This is a genomic window from Mangrovicoccus sp. HB161399 (assembly GCF_013184745.1).
Taxonomy (GTDB): domain Bacteria; phylum Pseudomonadota; class Alphaproteobacteria; order Rhodobacterales; family Rhodobacteraceae; genus Mangrovicoccus.
Map to the genome: position 1 here is coordinate 16,114 of NZ_JAATVU010000024.1, position 22,562 is coordinate 38,675.

Below are 22,562 nucleotides of genomic sequence, written 5' to 3' on the forward strand. Positions count from 1 at the left end.
CGGAGCCATGGCCGCGGCAATTGTCCTTAGGGTCCGGACCCGGCCGCAGAACCGGCGGGAACCGGCGTCTCCGGATGGCCATCGGCATTTGCGGGCCAACCGGCAGTCCCTGTGCCGCCGGGGCGGTCCGGAGGGGCTAGCGGGCCGAGCCGGCGATGGCGGCGGCGATGTCGGCCAGCAGCGTTTCGGTGCAGTCGGCGAAGGCCTTGATGAAGCGCTTGGTCTGGCGGCTGGGCTGCTTGGTGCGCGACAGCACCGCCGAGAGCTCGAAGCTCAGCTCGGGGCGGTAGGGCCGGATCGCCAGTCCCGGGCGCAGCACCGAATAGGCGGACAGCTCGTCGATCAGTGCCACGCCTCGGCCATGGGCGACGATGCGAGAGGCGGCGTTCATGAAGCGGGTCTCGATCGAGGGATGGTAGTCGACGCCGCTCTTGCCGAAGCTCTCGGCGATCATCAGCCCGATGCGGTTGGCGACCTGCGGCCCGGCCAGCGGCCGCGGGTCCAGATCCTTCGGCGTCACTTCGGAAAGCTGCGCTAGCGGATCGTCCTCCTGGCAGAGGCAGACGGCACGCAAGGTGGCAATGCGCTGGTATTCCAGCGCGTGGTGTTCATAGGGCGCGATGACGAAGGCGACATCGGCCAGCCCGCTCTCGACCACCTGCAGCACGCTGTCGAGCGGACGGGTTTCCAGCGAAATCTGGATACCGGGCGAGCGGTTGGCGAAATCCGCGATCACCTTCGGCATGATCGCCTCGGAGAGCTCCGCGGTGGAGGCGATGCGGATCCGCCCGATCCGCCCGGCCTGCAGGTCGGCAGCGCGCTGGTTCACCGCATCGCGCAGAAGGAAAAGCGGCTCCGCCTCCTCCAGCAGGATCAGCATCTCGGCGGTCGGGGACAGCCGGTTCGAGACCCGCTCGAACAGCGGGAATCCCAGCACCGTCTCGACATGGCGGATGGTGTTCGAGACCGAGGGCTGGGACATGCCCAGCCGTTCGGCCGCGCCGACGGTGGTGCGGTACTGGACGACGGCACGCAGGACTTCGAGCTGTCTGAGGTTGAGCATGGTCTCCGGCGGTCCGTGGGGTCCGCTCAGCTCCTGGTCAGGCGGATGCGGTGGAAGTTCCTGACCTTGCCGGTGAACGGGCCGAACCCCTTGATAGCGTCGAATTCCGGGGTTTCATAGGCCTCGGGGCCGGTGATGGTGTAGATCGCGACATGGCGCGGCCCGCCCTCGAGGCATTTCTCGCGCCGCGCATCGAGCCAGCCGGGACAGGCGAGGATATCGGGAACATGGGTGTTCTCGTACCAGTCGTCGAAAGCGGCCTCGTCCTCGGGGTCGACATCGACGAACACGATATGGGTCTGGGTCACCGGGACACCTCCAGGCAGGGTTGAAGCGCCGCCATCAGCGCCGCGGCCTCTTCCGCGGAAATGGCGGGGGTCGGCGCGCGGCAATGGGCGCTGCCGATGCGGCCGAGCGCGGCGAGCATCGCCTTGAGCCGCGCCGCGGCGAGATGGCCGGGAGCGGCGTAGACCAGCCGCGCAAGCCTGTAGATGCGCTCGTGCAGGTCGCGCGCGGCGTCGATGCGGCCCTCGCGGACATGGGCATCGAGCGCGACGATGGCCTCCGGGATCACCGCGGCCAGGCTGACTGCGCTGCCATCCGAGCCGATCAGGAAGCAGGGAAACAGGTGCTCGTCGCCCGAGGCCATCACCGCCACGTCCGGGCGCAGGGCGCGGGCGACCCGGCGGGTGCCCTCATAGGCGCGGGTCTCCCAGGAGCCTTCCTTGATGCCCGCGACGGCGCCGATCTCCAGCAGCCGCGCCAGAAGATCGTCGCCATAGTGCAGCCCGCCCGAACCGGTCGAGCCCTGGAACAGGTAGATCGGCGCGCCGGTGCCCTCGGCAATGCCGCGGTGATGGGCGACGACGGCGCGCGGATCGGGCCCGAGCGCCCAGGAGAAGGGCGCAAAGACCATGACCGCATCGGCCCCGGCGGCCATCGCCGCCTGCCCGTCCGCCACCGCCTGCGCCGTGGACTCGGCCCCGACCGCAGCCAGCAGCCGCGCCTCGGGCAGCGTGGCACGGGCGAGCCGCACAACCTCGGCCGCCTCCTCGCGGGAGAAGAAGACCCCCTCCCCCGCATGGCCGTTAAGCAAGAGCCCCGCCAGCCCCGGAACGCGGCCCATTTCGGCGAAATGGCGCTCCATGCTGGCCAGGTCGAGCGCGCCGTCGGCCTGCATCGGCGCGATGGTGGCGGCGTAGATCCCGCCCGCGGTCACAGCAGCCCGGCCCCGGCCAGCGCCTTGCGCACGCCCTCGACGACCTCGTCCGACTGCGGCAGGAGCGGCAGGCGCGGCGCGGAATTCCCGATCACGCCCATCAGCCTGAGCCCGTCCTTCATGCGGGTATGCATGTCAATGACCGGGGCCGGCCCGTAGATCGCGCGCACCACCGGATAGAGCCGGTCATTCGCCGCGCGCATCGCCGCCAGATCGCCCGCCTCGGAGGCGTCCCAGAGGTCCTTCAGGAGCCCCGGCGCCAGCGAGGCGAGCCCCGACAGGATGCCGTCGCCGCCAAGTGCCACCTGCGCGAAGAACCAGTGGAAATTCGACGGCAGGATCGCGACGTCCGGCGCCGCCGCCTTGATCGCGCGGCGGTTCTCGTCATAGGCCAGCAGCGTCGCCGAGCCCTCCTTGACGGCGATGACCTCGGGGATCTGCGCCATCTCCGCGAGGACCGGCGTCGAGAAGCCGAAGCCCGAGGCGATCGGGAACTGGAAGACCGAGAGCGGCATGGCAAGCTCGCCCGCCAGCTTCTCCATGAACTTCACCGGCGCGGCGGTACTGGCGTTGCCGCCGCCCAGAGCCTCGGCCGGGAAGATCACCGCGACATCGGCCCCGGCCTCGCGTGCGGCTTCGGACTGCTCGCGCGCCTCCGGATAGCCGGTCGGCACGACGCCGGCCAGCAGCACCCGGTCCGGACCGATCTGGTCGCGGGTGCGCTTGATCACCTCGGCTTTCTCCGCCGCGGTCAGCGCGGTCGCCTCGCCGGCATGGCCGTTGACGAAGACGCAGTCGGTGGTCGCGGGCTGCGCGCAGTGATCCAGAACGGCGGCATAGCCGTCCCAGTCGATGGCGCCGGCCTCGTCGAAGGGCAGCACCGTCGCCACGGTGATCCCGCGCAGATCTTTGCCGGTAACGTTCATGTCGTGCTCGCTTTCTTGCGGGGGAATTTCAGGGTGGCGTCGACCTTCAGCACCTCGGTGCCCTCCTGGTTGCGGGCCGAGGCCTGCCAGTCGACGGTGCGGGCCTCCTCGTCCTTGGCCGAGACCCACAGCTCGAAGGTCAGCGTGTCGCCGTAGCGCACCGCGCCGGTGAACCAGAAGCAGTCGCGGATCGACACGCCGAGCGTGCCGACCAGTTCCGCCGAGAGGATCGAGGTGCAGATGCCGCCGATCAGGATGCCCGGCGCCAGCCGCTCGCCGAAGCGGGTGGTGGTGGCATAGTCGTCATCGACATGGACCGGACCGAAATCGCCGGTCGCCGCGACATACATCGCGCCATCGGCTTCGGTGACGGTCTTGGTGATCGACACCCGGTCGCCGACCTGGATGTCGTCGATGGGCCTCAGCTCATACATCGGCGGCCACGCGGCCGAGCCGCGCCTCGCCCTCGATCACCTTTTCCCCGCCGCAAGTGCCCGCGAGGTCGAAGGTGATCACGCCGTTGGTCGATGCGACCGTGGCGGTGGCGGCCAGGGTCTCGCCGACGGAAAGCGGGCGGACGAAGCGCAGCGAGACCGACTCGATCCGCCAGCCGGGACCGGAGAGCCGCGCCATCGCGGTGGAGAACAGGCTGCCTGCCGCCAGCTCGAACACCGCCATGTCGGCCAGCCCGGCCGCCTGTGCCTTCACCCGGTCGACATGCAGCGGGTCCATGTCTCCGGAAATCCCGGTGTAGAAGCCCTGCTCGGCCACGGTCATCGTCTTGCGGAAGGTGACGGAGGCGCCCGTCTCGATCTTGGTCATGGGTCTGCTCACAGGCTCAGGCCGCGCTTGATCACGGAACGCGCGATCAGCATGCGGTGGATTTCGGAGGTGCCGTCATAGATCCGCGTCACCCGGGCATCGCGGTAGATCCGCTCCAGCGGCAGGTCCTTGGCGAAGCCCGAGCCGCCGAAGACCTGGATGCCGCGGTCGGCGACCCGGCCCAGCATCTCCGAGGCCATGACCTTGACCATGGAAACCTTGTCGCGGGCGTCGATGCCCTGATCGACCTCCCAGGCGGTGTTCATGACGGCCATGCGGGTGGCAAAGATCTCGATGGCGCTGTCGGCGATCATCTGCTGGACCATCTGGAACTCGCCGATCGGCTGGCCGAACTGCTTCCGCTCGGCGGCATGGGTGCGCATCATCTCGAGGACGCGGCTGGCCATGCCCACGGCGCGCGCGCCGATATGGCCCAGCCGGATGCCCGACACGTTGGCCATCATCACCTTGAACCCGTTGCCGACCTCGCCCAGCACATTGCCCGCGGGCACGCGGCAGTTGTCGAAGGCGAGCTCCGCATGGCCATAGCCGCGATGCCCCATCATCGGCTGCTTGCCGACCACGGTGAAGCCCGGCGTGCCCTTGTCGACCAGCAGCAGCGAGATGCCGCCGCGCGCGCCCTTCTCGGCATCGGTCACCGCCATGACAATGACGTAATCGGCAATGTCGCCATCCGAGATGAAATGCTTCGTCCCGTTCAGCACCCACTCGTCGCCGTCGAGATGCGCCTTTGTGCGGATCGCCGCCGCGTCGGACCCGGCGCCCGGCTCGGTGATCGCCATGGCGCAGATCTTGTCGCCCTTGACCAGCGGATAGAGGTACTTCTGGCGAAGCGCCTCGTCGGCCAGCTGCTCCATCATCGGATAGCACTGGCCGAAGATCCGCCGGATCAGCGCATCCGAGGTCTGGCCGAGCTGCTCCTCGACGAGGCACATGTCCAGAACGCCCAGGCCAGCGCCGCCGACGTCCTCGGACATGTTCATCGCATAGAGCCCCAGCGCCTGCGCCTCGGCCTTGACCTCGGCGAGCTTGGCAGGCGGGATCTCGGCATTGGCCTCGGTCTCGGCCTCGAGCGGCTGCACCTTGTCGCGGATGAACTGGCCGACCGTCTCGGTGACCATCTTCATCTCGTCGGAAATCGTGAAATCCATCGTCTTCTTCCTGTCCTGCCTCAGACGCTCATGCGGTCGGTCTGGGCCACGGCGCCGCTCTCCAGCAGCGCGTCGATTTCGGTTGCGGAATAGCCCGCCTCGGCCAGCACCTCGCGGGTCTGCGCGCCGAGCGCCTGCGGCGGCAGCCGGAGATCGGCGGCCGCGCCATCCATGCGGATCGGGCTGGAGATCAGCGTCATCGGGCTGCCGTCGCGGGTCTCGGTGTCGACCAGCCCGCCCAGATGCACGAGCTGCGGGTTGCCGCGCAGGCTGTCATAGTCGCGCACCACCTCGTGCCAGACGCCGGCCGCCTCGAGCTTGGGCAGGGCTTCGTCCATCGCCATCCTGGCCATCGCCCCGGCCACGGCCGAGCTGACCTCGCCGCGGCGGTCGAACCCGTCCTTGTCGGAGAAGCCGACGATCGCGTCCAGGTCCAGCGCCTTGCCGATCTGCGAGGGCGTCGACATCGAGATCATCACATGGCCGTCGGTGCAGGCATAGATGCCGTAGGGGCCGGGGCTGAACCAGTTGGCCATGCCCTGCTGCCCGCGCGGCCCGGCATGCTCGGCGCCGTTCAGCCAGGCGGTGACCGACTCGCCCTGCAGGTCGATGGCCGCCTGCAGCATGTTGACCTCGACGCGGCGGCCCTTGCCGGTGCGGCCGCGTTCCAGCAGGGCCGCGAGGATTCCCGCCACGGTCAGCGCCGCCGCATGGTGGTCGATCGGCACCGAGCCGACGGCCACGGGGCCGTGCTCCATGCTGCCGGTATGGGCGGCCAGCCCGGTCATCGCCTGCAGCAGGATGTCCTGGCCCGGGCGCTTGGCATAGGGACCGTCCGGGCCGAAGCCGGTGGTGGCGGCATAGACGAGCCCGGGATTGATCGCGCGCAGCACGTCTTCGCCGAGGCCGAGCTTTTCCAGCGTGCCGGGGCGGAAATTCTCCATCACCACATCGGCGCCGGCGACCAGCCGCTTGACCGCGGCGACGCCCTCGGGCGATTTCAGGTCCACCGCAATCGAACGCTTGTTGCGCCCGGTGGTCATGTGGTTGACCGAGATGCCGTCGACGAAGCGGTTGCCGACCGCCCAGTTGCGCTGGAACGCCCCGGTCAGCGGTTCGACCGCGACGACATCCGCCCCGAGATCCCCCAGATGCTGTGCCGCTGCCGGCCCCGAGAGGAAATGGTTGAAACTGAGAACCCTGATGCCGTCTAACGCGCCCATAGGCCGTACCCCGCTGTCTGTTGCCGGGACCCTAGGCCTAGGACGTCGCCACGTGAATATCAGTTTCTATGCTAAAAATGGGATGATAATTCGTATTCCAAATACTCTGCCAACCGTCTCCCGCCGGTGCAGGCCGGTCGGTCCTGCTTGGCTGCACACCTGTCGGCCGCAGCGCGCCCGCGGGGTCCGGCAGTGAAAAATGGCATGGTGACGGGGCGCTGGCCCTGGCCTTCAGGGACCGGCAACCAAGTTGCGGGCGGTGCCGATGCCGCCGACTAGCGCGGCGACGAGTTCCTCGGTCAAGCCCATGTCGCGCAGGAAGGGCTCGGGATCCGCGCCGATCAGCGCATGGTCCTCCATCCGGGCCAGCGCGGTTCTGGTCTCCGGTGCCTGGCCGATCGCGCCCTGGGCGATGGCGACCAGCATGTAGCCGGCACCGAGCCCGTCGCTTGTCGAACGCTCCGCGAAGTCCAGCATCTCGGCGTTGCTGCCCTTCAGGTATCGGTCGATGGCGAGGAAATAGAAATACCAGGGCGGCGCGCCGCTGCTGAGCGCCACGGCGGACTCCAGCAGCGGGATTCCGTCGGCGAAATTGCCCCGCGCGGCCAGCCGCCAGCCCAGCTGCGCCTGCGTGTCCGGGTCGTTGGGATTGAGCCGCAGCGCCTGCCATCCCAGCCGTTCCGAGGCCGCGTAATTGCCCCGGTAGTACTGGATGGCCGAGAGCGATTTCAGCGCCAGGAGGCTGTCCGGATCGAGCCGCACCGCCTCGGCACCCGCTTCGTAGGCGCCGGCCACCCGGTCTTCCTCCGGAGTGCCGCTGCCATAGCCGAACCGCACGGCATCGAGCCTGAGCCAGCCCAGCATCGCCCAGGCATCGGCATAGCCCGGCTGGCGGCCCACCGTTTCCTCCAGGCAGCCAAAGGCAGGCGCAAATTTGGCCTTGGAGAAGTTCCGCCGGTAGTCATAGGCGCGCAGCACGCAGAGATAGCCGGCGAGGTCGGCCATGCCCGGCTCCGTGCTGCGGCGGCGCAGGTCTTCCGGCACGGCGCCGTAGGGCTGGCCGAGCGCCCCGGCGATCTCGGCGGCCAGGTCCTGCTGCAAGTCGGCGATCCCGCCGGAGGCGAGGTCGCGGTGGTAGATCTGGCTCCAGCGCAGCAGCCCGCTGCGGGCATCCAGCAGCTGCACGATCACCGTCGCCCGGTCCGGCGCCAGCCGCGCGCTGCCGCTGACCACATAGCCGATTTCCGCGGCGCGGACGCTGTCCAGCGGATCGGCTCCCAGGCCGTCCATGCCGTTGCCCGGCACGGTGAAGAGCCGGAAACCCGGAAAGCGCATCAGGTCGACGGTGAGTTCCTGGCGGAGCCCGTCGGCAAGGCTGCGCACCTCTTCGCCGGAGCCGATGACATCGAAGGGCAGGACGGCGACGGCGGGACCTTCGAGCGCGGCACGCGGTGCCGGGGCGGGAGAGCTCCGCAGCAGCAGCCCGCCTGCCAGCAGCGCCAGGGCGAGGCAGGCCAGCCCGGCGGCGGCGGGCATGGCGTAGCGCCGCCAGTCCGGCAGGCGGCGCCCGGCGGGCGCGGCCGCGTCCTCCGGCGCGGGATCCGGCACGGGCGCGGGATCCGGAGCCGCGGGCACGGCCGCGGCCATGGCCGACTCGCTCCAGCCGAATTGCGGCTGGTAGCCGCCCTTCGGCATCGATATTCGCAGCGGATCGGCCTGGCCGCTGCCGGCATAGTAGCCGTCGAGATCGCGGCGCAGGCGGCGGGCTTCCAGCCGCACCACCGGATCCGCCTGGGCGTCGAAGCTTTCGTCGCGGCCGTAGACTTCGGTGGCGATGGTATAGCCCTTAAGCCTCTCCGCCCGGCCCGACAGGGACTCTTCGACGATGAAGCTCAGGAAGTCGCGGCGGTGTTCGCTGGCCAGGAAGTCGGAGCTGTCGAGGATCCTGCGGAGCGCGGCACGCACGTGGGACGGCGCCGGGTCGGCGCCGGATTCCAGCTCTAACAAATGCACATGCCCGGTCATTGTTCCGCACCGAGATAAATTCGCCTTCTCACGTTTAGGCGAGCAGCTGAGTCGTTTCCAGAAAATAGACAATGAGAGGACTGCGACGCCTTGGCACGATTCTTTCGCGAAGCCCCCGCGAAACGTGTTTTTGCACATGTTTTCGGGAGTGTGCGAACCTGTTCGTACCTCCCGGAAGACAGTTTTGCCGGCCAACTTGCCCGAAGTTGCAGTTCGCATGCCGTGGTCAGGCCGGGGCTGGGATAGCGGAAAAGGGCATTGGACGGGAGCCGTGGACAGAATCGTTTCGATCCTTGCGCGCTTTCCGGACCGGGAGCTGGACATCCGCCGGCGCTGCGCGACCGACCAGGGGTTCCGCGGAATCTGCAGCGACTACGAGGAAGCCACCCAGGCGCTGCGCCGGTGGCAGGACATTGCGGGGGCGGGATGCCGCCAGGCGGCGGACTATGCCGCCCTGCTGGAAGAACTGGAGCGCGAGATCCTCGCGCTTCTCGATGCCCGCCCGGGCAGCCGGTGACCGGCGCGGGGCATGGCGGACCGGGTGCTGCGGCAGTGAGCGGCGCCCCCGAACGGAGAGAGCGAATGCAGACCCAGGACACCAGGGGACGGAGCCTGCGGATGCGCCAGGCATCCAGAGTTGCGATGCTGGCGGTGCTCGGCTTCGGGGCGCTGCCCTGGACCGCCGCCTCGGCGCAGGACAGCACCGCCCCGGCGGCCGGATCGAAGCCCAACATCCTGTTCATCGTGTCGGACGATACCGGCTACGGTGACATCGGCGCCTATCTCGGCGGCGAGGCGCGCGGCATGCCGACGCCCAGTCTCGACGAGCTGGCCGACGAAGGCATGATGTTCACCCATTTCTACGCCCAGCCCTCCTGCACGCCCGGCCGCGCCGCGATGCAAACCGGGCGCATCCCGAACCGTTCGGGCATGACCACCGTGGCCTTCCAGGGCCAGGGCGGCGGCCTTCCGGCGGCGGAATGGACGCTGGCCTCGGTGCTCAAGCAAGCGGGCTACGAGACCTATTTCACCGGCAAGTGGCACCTGGGCGAGGACGACTACGCGCTGCCCAATGCCCAGGGCTACGACGAGATGAAATATGTCGGGCTCTACCACCTGAACGCCTATACCTATGCCGACCCGACCTGGTTCCCCGACATGCCGGACGACTTGCGCGCCATGTTCCAGAAGGTGACCAAGGGGGCGCTGTCCGGCAAGGCGGGCGAGAAGCCGACCGAGGACTTCAAGATCAACGGCCAGTATGTCGACACCCCCGACAAGGGCGTCGTCGGCATCCCGTTCTTCGACAGCTACGTCGAGAAGGCGGGGATCGAGTTCCTGGAGAAGGCGGCCGAGACGCCGGACACGCCCTTCTTCATCAACGTGAACTTCATGAAGGTCCACCAGCCGAACCTGCCGGCGCCGGAATTCGAGCACAAGTCGATCTCGAAGTCCAAATATGCCGACTCGATCGTCGAACTGGACACCCGCATCGGCCGCCTGATCGCCAAGCTGGACGAGCTGGGGCTTAAGGACGACACGATCGTGTTCTGGACGACGGACAACGGCGCCTGGCAGGACGTCTATCCCGATGCCGGCTACACCCCGTTCCGCGGCACCAAGGGCACCGTGCGCGAAGGCGGCAACCGGGTGCCGGCGATGGTGCGCTGGCCCGGCCACGTGAAGCCCGACAGCAAGAGCGCGGCCGTGGTCGGCGGGCTCGACCTGATGGCCACCTTCGCCTCCGTCGCGGGCGTCGACCTGCCCGAGAAGGACCGCGAGGGCCAGCCGATCATCTTCGACAGCTACGACATGACCCCTGTCTGGGAAGGCACCGGCGACAGCGCGCGCAAGGCCTGGTTCTACTTCACCGAGGACGAGCTGAGCCCCGGCGCGGCACGGGTCGGCAACTACAAGGCTGTGTTCAACCTGCGCGGCGACGACGGCGCCCAGACCGGCGGGCTGGCGGTGGACAGCAACCTCGGCTGGAAGGGTCCGTCCAGCTACGTCGCGACCGTCCCGCAGGTCTTCAACCTGCTCGACGATCCGCAGGAGCGCTACGACCTCTTCATGAACAACTTCACCGAGCGCACCTGGTACCTGCCCGTCATCAACGACCAGGTCACCGAGCTGGTGAAGTCCTACGTGAAGTACCCGCCGCGCAAGCTGCAGAGCGAGACCTATACCGGCCCGATCACCCTGAGCCAGTACCAGCGCTTCGAATACATCCGCGACTCTCTCGCGAAGGACGGCGTCAGCATCGGGCTGCCCACCGGTAACTGAGGCGGCCGCAAGGAGAGGCACGGGCCGCAGGACGGGCCGTGCCGGGACAGGAACGACCGGGGGACCAGCAGATGGCAAAGACATTCGACCCGCGCCGCGCGCTGCGGCTGGCCGCCTGCGCCGCGGCCCTGGCCATCGCCACGCAGGCCATGGCACAGGACGCTCCCCTGCCCTCCTGGGCGGAGGGCGCCACCCGCAAGGCGATCCTCGATTTCGTCGCCGCAGCGGCAGAGGACGGCGGCCCGGGCCACATCGCCCCGCAGGACCGGATCGCGGTCTTCGACAATGACGGCACGCTCTGGGCGGAGAAGCCCGCCTATGTGCAGCTCGCCTTCGCCATCGACCGGGTCAAGGCGCTGGCGCCGGAGCATCCCGAGTGGAAGACGGCCGAGCCCTTCGCCTCGATCCTGGCGGGCGACATGGAAAAGGCCATGGCAGGCGGCAAGAACGGCATCGCCAAGATCGTCGCCGCGACCCATTCCGGCCTGTCGACCGGCGACTTCGCCAAGGTGGTCGAGGAGTGGATCGCGACGGCGCGGCACCCGGAGACCGGGAAGCTCTATACCGAGATGGCCTACCAGCCGATGCTGGAGCTGCTCGCCCATCTGCGCGCCAACGGGTTCCGCACCTTCATCGTCTCCGGCGGCGGCATCGATTTCATGCGGGTCTTCGCCGAGAAGCTCTACGGCGTCCCGCCCGAGCAGGTGGTCGGCAGCTCGGGCAAGCTGAAATTCGACATCGTCGACGGCCAGCCAGTCCTGCTGAAGACGCCCGAGCTCGATTTCGTCGATGACGGGCCGGGCAAGCCGGTGGGCATCCAGATGCATGTCGGCCGCCGCCCCGTCGCCGCCTTCGGCAATTCCGACGGCGACCTGGAGATGCTGGAATACACCTGCCTGCCGCCGGGGCCGAATTTCTGCCTCTTCGTGCACCACACCGATGCCGCGCGCGAATGGGCCTATGACCGCCAGTCGGCGGTCGGGACGCTCGACAAGGGGCTGGATGCCGCCGCGCAGTACGGCTGGACGCTGGCCGACATGAAGAACGACTGGAAGGCCATCTGGCCCCCGGGGCCGTGATCCCCGGCTCCGGCGCCCGCAGCGGCGATCGGAGCGCAGACTTCCGCGGGGGGCCTAGGCCCGCCGCAGACCGAGATGCCCGGCGGAGACGCCTCCCCCGGCATGCCCGCACCCGGCGAAGCCCGCTTCGTCCGTGCACTTTCGTAACCCGCGGGCCGCCAAGGCCGTCCCGCGTCGATGATGGAGACTGGAAATGAAGAAACTCCTTGCCCCCGTGCTCGTGGCTGGCCTCATGGCAACTTCTGCCTTCGCGCAGACCGAGGTCGACCAGGTCAAGTCGGCCATGGAAACCCACAACATCATGGTCGAGATCCCGGCAGACGCCACCGAGGAACAGCTGGCCGCCGTCATGGCCTACCTGACCGGCCTGGATTCCGGCTCGACCGACGACGTCAGCGCGACCGCCGAAGTCAAGAAGATCCTCGGAATCGAATGATCCTGGGCCGGGCCGACAGCCCGGCTCGCCACCGCCGCTTGCGCAGGCCGGAGCAGACTCCGGCCTGCGCAGGCATGCGGGGGAATGCAGGGGGACCCGGCCTCCCGCGCTTTCCGCGTTCCGGCCTCTCCCCGGACCGGGACCCCCTGCGCGCCCCTGCGACATCGCCGGCCGTCCGCGGCCCGCGCTGCCGGTTTCCAGCCCCCTTCCCGGTCTGGTAAGCCGGGGCGACATGAGTTCCGAACCCGCACTGACCCCAGAGGCCCTTCCTGCCGGCGTTGACGGCGTGCTGCTGCGCTTCGCGCTGCGGCCGCATCCCGATGCCATGGCCGCGATGCAGCGGCTGGCCGCCGGGCTCGAAGCCGACCCGCCGCCCGGCGTCACCGAAATCAGCCCGGCGCTGGTCTCGGTCTTCCTGCGCTTTGACGGCAGGCGGACCAGCCGCGAGGCGCTGGCCGCCGATCTGGAGGCCCGGGCGGGGCATGTCCTGCACGATCCGCCCGCCGCCCCCGTCCCGTCGCGGCGCTGGCACATCCCGGCGGCCTTCGGCGGCGCGCATGGCCCGCAGCTTGCCGAGGTGGCGGAACTTGCCGGAACCAGCGAGGAAGAGGCGGTGCGCCAGATCTGCGCGGCCGACCTGGGCGTGCTGGCGATCGGCTTCGCCCCGGGCCAGCCCTATATCGGCCTCCTGCCGGAGAACTGGGGATTCCCGCGCATGTCGGCACTGAACCCGGCCGTGCCGCAGGGCGCGATCACCGTGGCCGTGCGCCAGATCGTGATGTTCACCGCAGACGGCACCACCGGCTGGCGGCAGGTCGGGCGCGCGGGGTTCCGCAATTTCGTCGCCGACCGCAGCGAGCCGGTCGCGCTTCGCGCGGGCGACGCGATCCGCTACGTGCCGGTCTCCGCGTCAGAATATGACGGGCTGGCCGCTGCCGCCGACGGGCTGGGCGGCGCGCGGCTGGAGATACTGGCGTGAGCGCGCTGAAGATCCTGCGCGCCGACGGGCTGATGACGGTGCAGGATGCCGGCCGGGCGGGCCATCTGGCGCAGGGCGTGTCGCGCGGCGGCGCGATGGACCGGCGGGCGCTGGTCGAGGCGGCGGCGCTGCTGGGGCTGCGCGAACTGCCGGCGGCAATCGAGATGGCGGGCGCAGGCGGCAGCTTCTCCGTGACCGAACCGATGCGCGTCGCCCTGGCCGGCGCCCCGATGGCGGCGACGCTCGACGGGGCGAAGCTGCGCTGGAACTGCACGCATCTGGTCGAGCCGGGCCAGACCCTGCGGCTCGGCGGGATGGAGGCCGGGCTCTACGGCTATCTTGCGCCTGCGGGCGGCATCGCGGCAGAGCCCTGGATGGGATCCCGCGCGGCGCATCTGGCCATCGGAATCGGTCGGCTGCTGGAGAGCGGCGACAGCCTGCCCTGCGGCGCCGACCCCGATCCCGGGCGTCCGGCGCGCACGCTCGCCCCTGAGCAGCGCTTTGGCGGCGGGCGGGTCCGCACCGTCGACGGGCCGCAGACCGGGCTGTTCGAGCCGGAGGTGCTGGAGGCCTTCTACGCCACCGCCTTCACCCGCGCGCCGCGCGGCAACCGCCAGGGCGTCGCGCTCGCCGCCGAGCGTCACTTCACGTCGGAGCATGCAGCAGGGCTGGCCTCGGACGTGATCCAGCCGGGCGACCTGCAGATGACCGGCGAGGGGCTGCCCTACGTGCTGATGGCCGAATGCCAGACCATGGGCGGCTATCCCCGGATCGGCACGGTGATCCCGGCGGATCTGCCGACCGTCGCCCAGGCGGTGCCGGGCACGGCGCTGCATTTCCAGCGGGTCAGCTTCGCCGAGGCCGACCGGATCTGCCGCAGCGAGGCGGACCAGCTGCGCGAGGCGGCGGCGCGCTGCCGCAACCTGGTGCGCGACCCGGCGGACATCGCGGACCTGCTGTCCTACACGCTCGTCAGCGGCGTCACTGCCGGCGACGATCTTGACCGAACCGACTGAGCCCGGAGAGACCGACATGGCCAAGACCCTCGATCTGAACTGCGACATGGGCGAAAGCTTCGCCGCCTGGACGATGGGCGAGGACGAGGCGATGCTGGGCCTCGTCACCAGCGCCAATGTCGCCTGCGGCTTCCATGCCGGCGATCCGTCGGTGATGCGCCGCACCGTCCGCGCGGCGAAGGCGGCCGACGTGCGGGTCGGCGCGCATCCCGGTTTCGCCGATCTCTACGGTTTCGGGCGGCGGCGCATTTCCGGCGAACGGCCCGAGGATCTGGAGGCGCAGCTGATCTACCAGATCGTGGCCATGCAGGGCATGTGCGCGGTCGAGGGCCATCCGATGACCCATGTGAAGTTCCACGGCGCGCTGTCGAACATGGCTTCCGAAGATGCCGATCTGGCCGCGCTCTGCGCCCGCGCGATCAGGGCGGTGGATCCGTCGATGACCTTCGTCACCATGCCCTATTCGGAACTGGCCGTGGCCGCGGACCGGGCCGGGCTGCCGCAGGCCTGCGAGATCTTCGCCGACCGCAGCTACACGCCCGAGGGGCGGCTGACGCCGAGGAGCCAGCCCGGCGCGGTGATCCACGATCCGCAGGTCTCGGCGCGGCAGGTGCTGGAAATGGTCGTCGGCGGCCGCATTCCCTGCACCGACGGCAGCTTCCTGCCCGTCGCTGCCGACACGCTCTGCGTCCATGGCGACACCAGGGGCGCGGTGGAGATCGCCAGCACCCTGCGCACCGCGCTGGAGGCCGAAGGCGTCGCCATCGCGCCGTTCCGCGCTCAGCCCGCGGGCTGAAGCGCCGCGGCGAGCGCGGCAAGGCAGGCGGGACGTCCGGAAAGAGGCGGCATCGCGGCGACGATGCGCCGGGCATAGAGCGCGCCATCGGCCAGCGGCCGAGCGCCGTCCAGGCCCGGCCAGTCCGGCACGACCGAGGCCCCGGCCCCGCTCTTGACCAGCGCCGAGATCGCCTCCAGCCCGTCGAGCGCGCAGAGCCGCTGCGGTGCCAAACCGCGATCGGACAGATAGCGCTCCGCGATGCGCCCGCCCCAGCTCTGCGGATCATAGGCGACCAGCGGCAGCCGGGCGAAGATCTCCTCCGGCGGCAGCGTCTCCATCCCGGGCGGCGCCAGCAGGACAAGCGGCTCGTGGCGCAGCGGCACCAGGCGGAGCCCCGCCGCGTCCTCTTCCGGCGGCGCCACGATCAGCGCCGCGTCGAGCCGCCCCTCCGCCACCGCGGCATGGAGCTGCGCCGAGCTGCCCGGCTCGATCCGCAGCGTCACGCCCGGCGCGCTTTCGCGCAGCCGCGCCAGAAGCGGCGGCACCAGCCCGGTCAGCATCGTGGAGATCGCCCCGAGCCGCAGCACGCCCTCCGCCACCTCCGGCGCGGCCCGCTGCTTCAGCGCATGGCCGCCCGCGACCAGCGCCCGCATGTCCTCCATCAGGTCGAGGCAGATCCGGGTCGGCTCCGCCGCATTGGCGCGGCGGACGAGCAGCGGCACGCCCAGATCGCGCTCCAGCACCTGGATGCGCTGGCTGACCGCGGCGGGCGTGCGGCCCTGCGCGCGGGCTGCCGCCACGATCGAGCCGCCGTCGATGACGGCCAGCAGGCTTTCGACGAAGCGCAGGTCCATCGGCTTTTCTTTCTCTCAGCGCAGGAATAACCCGTTTTTCCTTTTCCTATGCTTCCGCTAGCAGGGGCGCAACGAAAACAGGAGACTCAGATGAAATCCCTCTTCCACCTCGCCATCCACGTGACCGACCTGGACGAGACGCGCCGTTTCTACGGCGACGTGCTGGGCTGCGAGGAAGGCCGCTCCACCGACACCTGGGTCGATTTCGACTTCTTCGGCCACCAGCTGAGCTTCCACCTGGGCGAACCCTTCCCGGTCACCCGCACCGGCAAGGTCGGCGAGCACATGGTGATGATGCCCCATATGGGCGCCGTGCTGGCGCTGCCCGACTGGCTGGCGCTGGCCGGCAGGCTGCAGGAGAAGGGCATCGAATTCGACATCCCGCCGGTGGTCCGCTTCGAGGGCGAGCCGGGCGAGCAGCGCACCATGTTCTTCTTCGATCCCTCGGGCAACCCGATCGAGATCAAGGGCTTCGCCGATTTCGAGGGGCTCTTCGCCCGCTGAGCCGCCGCGCGCGCCAAGGCGGAAGGGGGACCGGCGCGCTCCCTTCCGGCCGGGACCGCACGGATGCCGCAAGGTCATCCCGGCCGACACAAAAGCTTCATCTGGCTGACATGAATCTGATGGATCGCCGTGACAGGAGGGCCCGATCCCGGCCCCCGTGCCGGGCAATGCCAGCTGTCTGCCAGAGGAAACGACGCCATGGATATCCGCGACACCGTTGACCTGTCCTGGGATGAGTTCGACGAACTCCGCGATCCCCGCCCCGCCGAGAACGATTTCGACCGCGTCGTCGAACGTGCCATGTCCCGCCGCGGCTTCCTCGGCGCCGTGCTTGCCTTCGGTTCCGGCGCTGCCGTCTTCGGCTCGGGCCTGATGTCCTCGACCACTGCTGCCCGCGCGCAGGCCGGCAGCTTCAAGTTCGCCCCGATCGGCATCGCCACCGACCACGAGATCCACGTGCCGGAAGGCTACCGATGGAAGCCGCTGGTCAAGTGGGGCCAGGCGCTGTTCTCCGAGGCCGAGGGCGCCTACAGCGCCGAGACCGGCGTTCCGGTCGAGATGTCCGACAAGGTCTTCGGCGAGAATACCGACGGCATGGAAACCTTCGAGGCCGACGGCCATGTGCTGCTGGCGATCAACTCGGAATACGTGAACCCGAAGATCAACCTGCCCGCCGACTCCGAAGGCATGCCGAAAAATGCCGGCGAAGTCGCGATGCTGAAGAACATGCAGGGCGTCACCGTCCTGGAGATCGCACCGCAGGGCGAGTCCTGGGAAGTTGTCATCGACAGCCCCTACAACCGCCGCATCACCCATGAGACCCAGATGGTCATGGACGGCCCGGCGGCCGGTTCGGACCTGGTCAGGACCAATGCCGATCCCGAGGGCATGAACCCCAAGGGCACGATGAACAACTGCGGTTCGGGCAAGACGCTCTGGGGCACGTACCTGACCTGCGAAGAGAACTTCAACGGCTATTTCGGCACCACAGGCGAGATGCCCCAGAACGAGGGCATCAAGCGCTACGGCATCGGCGCGGAAGGCCGCTATGCCTACGAGAAGTTCGACGCGCGCTACGACCTGTCGAAGGAACCGAACGAGCCGCACCGCCACGGCTTCGTGACCGAGATCGACCCCGCCGATCCCGACAGCACCCCGGTCAAGCACACCGCCCTCGGCCGCTTCAAGCACGAGAACGCGGAGATGGTGCAGGCCGCCGACGGCCGGATCGTCGTCTACATGGGCGACGACGAGCGCGGCGAGTTCATGTACCGCTACGTCTCCAACGGGACCTGGGCCGAGGGCCAGCCGACGGACGGGCTGCTGTCCGACGGCACGCTCTATGTCGCGAAGTTCAACGACGACCAGACCGGCGAATGGCTGGCGCTGACGCCCGAGACCACCGGCATGGCTCTCGAGGAGATCCTGGTCTTCTCGCGCATGGCAGGCTCCAAGGTCGGCGCGACCACCATGGACCGCCCTGAGTGGATCGCCGCGAACCCGCTGAAGCCGGAAGCCTATTGCGCGCTGACCAACAACAAGAACCGCGGCCTGAAGCCGAATGCGGGCGGCGACGAGACCCCGGTGGGCGGCCCGAACCCGCGCGAGGCCAACAACTACGGCCAGATCGTGCGCTGGCAGCCGGCGGGAGGCGACCACGGCGCGGACACCTTCGCCTGGGATCTGTTCGTCATGGCCGGCAACCCGGAGGCCGGCGAAGGCGCCTACAAGGGCTCGGAGAACGTCACCGCGGGCAACATGTTCAACTCGCCCGACGGCATGGCCTTCTCCTCCGACGGGATGCTGTGGATCCAGACCGACGGCGACGACAGCAACGAGGGCGAGTTCGCCGGCATGGGCAACAACCAGATGCTGGTCGGCAACCCGGAGACCGGCGAGATCGCCCGCTTCCTGACCGCGCCGAACGGCGCCGAAGTCACTGGCCTGACCTGGTCGCCGGACGGCAAGACGGCTTTCGTCGGCATCCAGCACCCGGGCGGCGCCTGGCCGGACGGCGCGGGCAAGCCGCGTTCCGCCGTGATCCAGGTCTGGCGCGAGGATGGCGACGTCATCGGCTGAATTCGGCCCTGCCGAACTGGAAAGGCGCCCCGCGGGGCGCCTTTTCGCGTCTCACGCCTGCCAGGGATCGAACAGTGCCACACCGGTGGCGGCGAAATCCCCTGTGTTGCGCGTCACGACCGTCAGACCATGGACCAGCGCCGTCGCCGCGATCAACGCGTCGCGTTCGGTTTTCGGATCCGGGATGTGCAGGCCCGCGCAGCGCAACGCCACGGCGGCATCGACGGCAAGGCAACGCGCGGCGAATTCCGGCAGGATATGGCTCTGCATCCACTGGCGCAGCCGCCCGCCCTGCGCCGGGTCGCGCCGTTCCATCCTGAGGACGCCGATCTCCAGCTCCATCAGCGTCAGCGCCGAAACATGGCATTGCGCCGCTTCGACCGCCCCGACCCATGCCGCAACATTCGGGTCGGCGCGGCCGTCGCCGAGCTTGCGCAGCTCGGAGATGACATTCGTGTCGAGCAGGTACATCAGGAAAGATCGGCGGGGCGGCTCTCGATCCGGGTCTTGGGCGGGTCGAACTCGATCTCCGACAGGCCGGGCATGGCCAGAGCCTCGCCCAGCTTGCGCCCTGCCCCGGAGAGCCGCTGGTACTCCTCGATGGTCAAGAGCACGTGCGCCGGGCGGCCGCGGTCGGTGATGAAGACCGGCCCCTCCTGCGCCGCGCGCTTGGCGCGGCCGACATCCTGGTTCAACTCGCGGCTGGTCAGGGTGGTGATGGTCACGGGCAGGCCCTCCGGATAACGTAGCAACGTTACTACATATGGGATTGCCGGACAAGGGCGCAATCCCGGCCGGCGTCAGACCGGGATTTCGGTGGAGGCCTTGATCTGCTGCATCGGGATCTCGGTCTTCACGCTCTGCACCCCGGGCAGCCGGGTCAGGTGATGCGCCTGGAACTGGCGGTAGCTCTGGATGTCATGCACCACGACGCGCAGCAGGAAATCGCAGTCCCCCGCCATCAGGTGGCATTCGACGACCTCGGGCATCTTGCGCACCGCCTCGCCGAAGGCGTCGACGCTGCGCGCGTCCTGGCCCGTCAGCCAGATCCGGGTGAAGATCGTCATGCCCAGCCCCAGCGCCGCCGGGTTCAGGATCGCCACATAGCGGTCGATCGCGCCGGTGTCTTCCAGCCGCCGCACCCGCCGCAGGTAGGGCGTCTGCGACAGCCCGACCTCTTCGGCGATCTCGCTGCTGGTGCGCTTGCTGTTCTTCTGCAGCGCGCGGAGAATCTTCCGGTCGATCTCGTCCAGCTCGAGCATCGCTGCGCCTTTCCGCCAGGTGATGAGTGCATTGCGCCAAGGATATCAGAATCCGTGGCGCAAGCACCCGAAATTTGACCCGGCGGGAACGGATTTTGGCGCATAATCTTCATCTTCCTGCGCTACAACCCCTGCCACGCGGAAGACCCCGCACGATTGCCGGGCCGCAGGATACCAAGGATAGAGACATGACCGGACGAGCCGAATTCGCCTCCTGGCTGGAGGGTACCAATGATCTGACGAGCCGCTTCGTCGGTTCGGCGGGCATCGCGGATCTCGTCAATGTCGCGGGCGGGCTGCCCGATGCCTCGCTGTTTCCCTCGGAGCGCCTGGCCGAGATCGCCGCGCAGGCGATCCGCGACCGCCCCGAGGTCGCGCTCGGCTACGCGCCCACCGGCGGGCTGCCGGAACTGCGCGAGGCCATCGCCGCGCGCTACCGGGCGCGCGGGGTGAATGTCGGCGCCTCCAACGTGCTGGTTACCGCCAGCGGCACGCAGGCGCTGGATCTCGTCGGCAAGGTGCTGATAGAGCCGGGCCGCCGCATCGCCTGCGATTTCCCGACCTATGCCGGGGCGATGGATGCCTTCCGCCCGCGCGAGCCGCGCTACCAGGACATGGACCTGTCCCGTCCCGACCGGCTGGCCGGGGCGATGGCCCGGGCGGATCTGGTCTACATGATCCCGAACTTCTCCAACCCGACCGGCAAGCTCGTCGACCTGCCGACGCGCCGCGCGCTGGTGGAGGCTGCGCATGAGACCGACACCTGGCTGATCGAGGACGACCCCTACGGCGCGCTCTACTATGACGGCCCTGCCCTGCCGGGCCTGCTGGAACTGTCCGCCGAGGGCTGCGATGCGCCCTATGACGGGCCGGTCATTCACATGGGCAGCCTGTCGAAGCAGCTGGTGCCCGGCCTGCGCGTCGGCTGGGTCATTGCCGCGCCGGACCTGATCGCCAAGCTGGTCTCGGCCAAGCAGGCGACCGACCTGTGCTCCAACGCGCTGTCGCAGCTGCTGACGCTGGCCGCGCTGGAGGAAGGCATGATCGAGGAGATGCACCCGAAGGCGATCGCCCTCTACCGCGAGCGGCGCACCGCGCTGGCCGAAGCGATGGAGCGGCACATCTCCGACTGGTTCGACTGGGAGATCCCGGTGGGCGGCATGTTCATCTGGGCGCGCGCCAAGGATCCGTCGCTGGATGTCGACCGGCTGGTCGATGCCGGGGTGGAGCGCGGGGTGCTCGTCGGTCCGGGCAATGTCTTCGACCCGCTGGGCCTGTCGGGACCGGCGCTGCGGCTGAATTTCACGCTGAACGATGCGGAGAAGCTCGACCGCGGCATGGCCCGCCTGGCCCTGGCACTGCGCGACATCGCCGCCGGCGCGCGGATGCCCGAAGCGACCGCGGCGGAGTGATCTCCGCCGCTGGGCGGCTCAGGCGGCGCAGCAGCTCTGTGCCACGTCCTCGAGGAATTCGGGACCGAACTCCGACTTGTCGACGACCTGAAGGTCCGGCCGCGCGCCGCCGAGTTCCTGCTCGGCATGCTCGCGCAGCCCGGTGAGGATGGCGGCCCGCGTCCAGCGCGGCACGCCGCCTTCCGACATCTCGACCAGGAAGCCCGCGCCGAAACCGTCGGGCAGGTGGTGGTCGAGCAGCACGAGATCGTAGTAGCCCGACATCAGCTTTTCCCGCGCTTCCGACAGGCTGGTCGCCGTTTCCAGCGTCATGTCCAGCCGGGTCTTCTCGATCGCGCGCAGCACCATCATCCGGGAAAACGCATCGTCATCGACCAGCAGGCAGCTGATGCAGCATGCCGCTGCCGCATGCGGCCGTTCGATGTTTCTCCACTCCGGCATGGCCCCAGTCCCCAATCTCGCCCCTTCCTCGGATCGTAGGGGCTCTTGCTTTACAAATGGGGAAGATGCACGGCCGAAGCAGTTCGAATTGTATCTATTGCAGTTCCGGTTCGCGGCGGTGCAGCGCGTCCATGTCCGCCCCCAGCCGCCGCGAGATCCCGGCGCACATCTCCACCAGCGCATCGCGGCAGTATTCGGGCGGGAAGATCGACGTGCCGGACAGCCGCTGGATGAAGGGGATGGTCACGGAGGCGACCGCCTGGCCGGTGAAATCGAAGATCGGCACCGACAGGTTCAGCACCCCGGCGATGGTCTGGGACGGGCTGACGCAGAAGCCCTGGCGGCGCACCGCGGGCAGGTCAGCCTCGAAATCCGCGCGCTTGGGGGAGTCCGGCCCGGCTTCGGCGATCAGCCGGCCGAGCGCCTCGCGGTCGAGCCAGGCCGCCAGCACCCGCCCGGACGCGGTGTCGTAGAGCGGGACATGCGCGCCGAGCCGCACCGAGGTCAGGTTGTTGTCGGGACAGTCCACCTGGGCGATCACCAGCATCTCGCCGCGGTGCAGGATGCCCAGATGCATCGACTGGTTCAGCCGGTCCGCGAGGCGCTGCATCGGGTCACCGGCAAAGGCGGCCAGCCGCTTCACCGGCGGATGGCGGTGCGCCATGACGAACATCTTGGTGGTCAGGTGATAGCGGTCGTTGTCGATCTCGACATAGCCGCGCTCGCGAAGCACCATGAGCATGCGGAAGATCTCGGACGAGGTCCGGCCCAGCGTCTTGGCGATCTCCGCCTGGGTCAGGCCGTCGGCGACCGTCGAGAGCAGCTCCAGGATGTCGAGTCCCTTGGACAGGGCCGGAGCCCGGTATTTCGCGGACTCGCCGCCTTCGTCGCTGATCGCACTCATCTGGTCACCCCGTAGTCACAAAGCGGACGACAACGCAGATAGGGTCCAAATCCGAAGATTTCATGCCCCCCAGCCCAAAAAACCG

25 protein-coding genes are annotated in these 22,562 nt (G+C 69.0%); 10 read left to right on the top strand and 15 right to left on the bottom strand.

Features of this window, described 5'->3' with window-relative positions:
• Positions 1-136: 136 nt before the first annotated feature.
• From HCC78_RS14970 to HCC78_RS15010, 9 genes are all read right to left on the bottom strand, one after another.
• Positions 137-1,063 (bottom strand): LysR family transcriptional regulator, encoded by a 927-nt coding sequence (locus HCC78_RS14970; protein ID WP_172329596.1) that lies wholly within the window; start codon positions 1,061-1,063, stop codon positions 137-139.
• Positions 1,064-1,089: 26 nt separating this feature from the next.
• Positions 1,090-1,371: a DUF4286 family protein gene (locus HCC78_RS14975; RefSeq protein WP_172329597.1), complete on the bottom strand. Its 282-nt coding sequence runs from the start codon at positions 1,369-1,371 to the stop codon at positions 1,090-1,092.
• The gene (locus tag HCC78_RS14980; protein WP_371743840.1) at positions 1,368-2,282 is read right to left on the bottom strand and encodes a dihydrodipicolinate synthase family protein; all 915 of its coding nucleotides are present in this window, start codon (positions 2,280-2,282) and stop codon (positions 1,368-1,370) included. Before HCC78_RS14980 ends, HCC78_RS14975 begins: the two co-directional genes overlap by 4 nt.
• Positions 2,279-3,208, bottom strand: coding sequence for a dihydrodipicolinate synthase family protein (locus HCC78_RS14985; protein ID WP_172329598.1), 930 nt, complete (start codon positions 3,206-3,208; stop codon positions 2,279-2,281). The genes HCC78_RS14980 and HCC78_RS14985 overlap by 4 nt, the downstream gene beginning before the upstream one ends.
• Positions 3,205-3,642: a MaoC/PaaZ C-terminal domain-containing protein gene (locus tag HCC78_RS14990; RefSeq protein ID WP_172329599.1), complete on the bottom strand. Its 438-nt coding sequence runs from the start codon at positions 3,640-3,642 to the stop codon at positions 3,205-3,207. The genes HCC78_RS14985 and HCC78_RS14990 overlap by 4 nt, the downstream gene beginning before the upstream one ends.
• Positions 3,635-4,030, bottom strand: coding sequence for a MaoC/PaaZ C-terminal domain-containing protein (locus tag HCC78_RS14995; protein ID WP_172329600.1), 396 nt, complete (start codon positions 4,028-4,030; stop codon positions 3,635-3,637). Before HCC78_RS14995 ends, HCC78_RS14990 begins: the two co-directional genes overlap by 8 nt.
• Positions 4,031-4,038: 8 nt before the next feature.
• Positions 4,039-5,202, bottom strand: coding sequence for an acyl-CoA dehydrogenase family protein (locus HCC78_RS15000; protein ID WP_172329601.1), 1,164 nt, complete (start codon positions 5,200-5,202; stop codon positions 4,039-4,041).
• 20 nt (positions 5,203-5,222) lie between these two features.
• Positions 5,223-6,425, bottom strand: a complete 1,203-nt coding sequence (locus HCC78_RS15005; protein ID WP_172329602.1) for a CaiB/BaiF CoA-transferase family protein — start codon at positions 6,423-6,425, stop codon at positions 5,223-5,225.
• Between the two features lie 231 nt (positions 6,426-6,656).
• Positions 6,657-8,450 (bottom strand): hypothetical protein, encoded by a 1,794-nt coding sequence (locus HCC78_RS15010; RefSeq protein WP_172329603.1) that lies wholly within the window; start codon positions 8,448-8,450, stop codon positions 6,657-6,659.
• 271 nt (positions 8,451-8,721) lie between these two features.
• On the opposite strand from HCC78_RS15010, the gene HCC78_RS15015 reads away from it, so the two are divergent.
• The 7 genes from HCC78_RS15015 to HCC78_RS15045 all read left to right on the top strand — a co-directional run bounded on the left by HCC78_RS15015 (position 8,722) and on the right by HCC78_RS15045 (position 15,039).
• Positions 8,722-8,967 (top strand): hypothetical protein, encoded by a 246-nt coding sequence (locus HCC78_RS15015; RefSeq protein ID WP_172329604.1) that lies wholly within the window; start codon positions 8,722-8,724, stop codon positions 8,965-8,967.
• A 65-nt stretch (positions 8,968-9,032) separates the two neighbouring features.
• A complete protein-coding gene (locus tag HCC78_RS15020; RefSeq protein WP_216671169.1) occupies positions 9,033-10,733 on the top strand; it encodes an arylsulfatase in 1,701 nt (566 codons plus the stop codon).
• Between the two features lie 71 nt (positions 10,734-10,804).
• Positions 10,805-11,812, top strand: coding sequence for an HAD family phosphatase (locus HCC78_RS15025; RefSeq protein WP_172329605.1), 1,008 nt, complete (start codon positions 10,805-10,807; stop codon positions 11,810-11,812).
• A 193-nt stretch (positions 11,813-12,005) separates the two neighbouring features.
• Complete coding sequence (locus tag HCC78_RS15030; protein WP_172329606.1) at positions 12,006-12,248, top strand: hypothetical protein; 243 nt, start codon at positions 12,006-12,008, stop codon at positions 12,246-12,248.
• 232 nt (positions 12,249-12,480) lie between these two features.
• Positions 12,481-13,227, top strand: coding sequence for an allophanate hydrolase subunit 1 (locus HCC78_RS15035; RefSeq protein WP_172329607.1), 747 nt, complete (start codon positions 12,481-12,483; stop codon positions 13,225-13,227).
• A complete protein-coding gene (locus HCC78_RS15040) occupies positions 13,224-14,243 on the top strand; it encodes a biotin-dependent carboxyltransferase family protein (protein WP_371743841.1) in 1,020 nt (339 codons plus the stop codon). Before HCC78_RS15035 ends, HCC78_RS15040 begins: the two co-directional genes overlap by 4 nt.
• A 16-nt stretch (positions 14,244-14,259) precedes the next feature.
• Complete coding sequence (locus HCC78_RS15045; RefSeq protein ID WP_172329608.1) at positions 14,260-15,039, top strand: LamB/YcsF family protein; 780 nt, start codon at positions 14,260-14,262, stop codon at positions 15,037-15,039.
• On the opposite strand, the gene HCC78_RS15050 is transcribed toward HCC78_RS15045, so the two are convergent.
• The gene (locus HCC78_RS15050) at positions 15,024-15,875 is read right to left on the bottom strand and encodes a LysR family transcriptional regulator (protein ID WP_172329609.1); all 852 of its coding nucleotides are present in this window, start codon (positions 15,873-15,875) and stop codon (positions 15,024-15,026) included. The genes HCC78_RS15045 and HCC78_RS15050 overlap by 16 nt on opposite strands.
• Before the next feature lie 90 nt (positions 15,876-15,965).
• Between HCC78_RS15050 and HCC78_RS15055 the strand changes: the two genes are divergently transcribed.
• Both HCC78_RS15055 and HCC78_RS15060 read left to right on the top strand, forming a co-directional pair.
• Entirely contained in the window at positions 15,966-16,379 is a 414-nt protein-coding gene (locus HCC78_RS15055; protein WP_172329610.1) for a VOC family protein, read from the top strand.
• Positions 16,380-16,577: 198 nt separating this feature from the next.
• Positions 16,578-18,458 carry a PhoX family phosphatase gene (locus HCC78_RS15060; protein ID WP_172329611.1) on the top strand — a complete coding sequence of 627 codons (1,881 nt, stop codon included), beginning with the start codon at positions 16,578-16,580 and terminating at the stop codon, positions 18,456-18,458.
• A 51-nt stretch (positions 18,459-18,509) separates the two neighbouring features.
• Here HCC78_RS15060 and HCC78_RS15065 read toward each other — a convergent pair whose 3' ends face one another.
• The 3 genes from HCC78_RS15065 to HCC78_RS15075 form a co-directional block, all read right to left on the bottom strand.
• On the bottom strand, positions 18,510-18,929 hold the full coding sequence (locus HCC78_RS15065; RefSeq protein WP_172329612.1) for a type II toxin-antitoxin system VapC family toxin: 420 nt from the start codon (positions 18,927-18,929) through the stop codon (positions 18,510-18,512).
• Positions 18,929-19,183, bottom strand: coding sequence for a type II toxin-antitoxin system prevent-host-death family antitoxin (locus HCC78_RS15070; protein WP_172329613.1), 255 nt, complete (start codon positions 19,181-19,183; stop codon positions 18,929-18,931). The genes HCC78_RS15065 and HCC78_RS15070 overlap by 1 nt, the downstream gene beginning before the upstream one ends.
• 75 nt (positions 19,184-19,258) lie before the next feature.
• Positions 19,259-19,720, bottom strand: a complete 462-nt coding sequence (locus tag HCC78_RS15075) for an Lrp/AsnC family transcriptional regulator (RefSeq protein ID WP_172329614.1) — start codon at positions 19,718-19,720, stop codon at positions 19,259-19,261.
• Between the two features lie 188 nt (positions 19,721-19,908).
• Here HCC78_RS15075 and HCC78_RS15080 point away from each other — a divergent pair, with 188 nt between their 5' ends.
• On the top strand, positions 19,909-21,132 hold the full coding sequence (locus HCC78_RS15080) for a PLP-dependent aminotransferase family protein (protein WP_172329615.1): 1,224 nt from the start codon (positions 19,909-19,911) through the stop codon (positions 21,130-21,132).
• 18 nt (positions 21,133-21,150) lie between these two features.
• Here the strand turns inward: HCC78_RS15080 and HCC78_RS15085 are convergent, their stop codons facing one another.
• Both HCC78_RS15085 and HCC78_RS15090 read right to left on the bottom strand, forming a co-directional pair.
• The gene (locus HCC78_RS15085) at positions 21,151-21,573 is read right to left on the bottom strand and encodes a response regulator (protein WP_172329616.1); all 423 of its coding nucleotides are present in this window, start codon (positions 21,571-21,573) and stop codon (positions 21,151-21,153) included.
• 94 nt (positions 21,574-21,667) lie between these two features.
• Positions 21,668-22,477 (bottom strand): IclR family transcriptional regulator, encoded by an 810-nt coding sequence (locus tag HCC78_RS15090; protein WP_172329617.1) that lies wholly within the window; start codon positions 22,475-22,477, stop codon positions 21,668-21,670.
• Between the last annotated feature and the right edge of the window lie 85 nt (positions 22,478-22,562).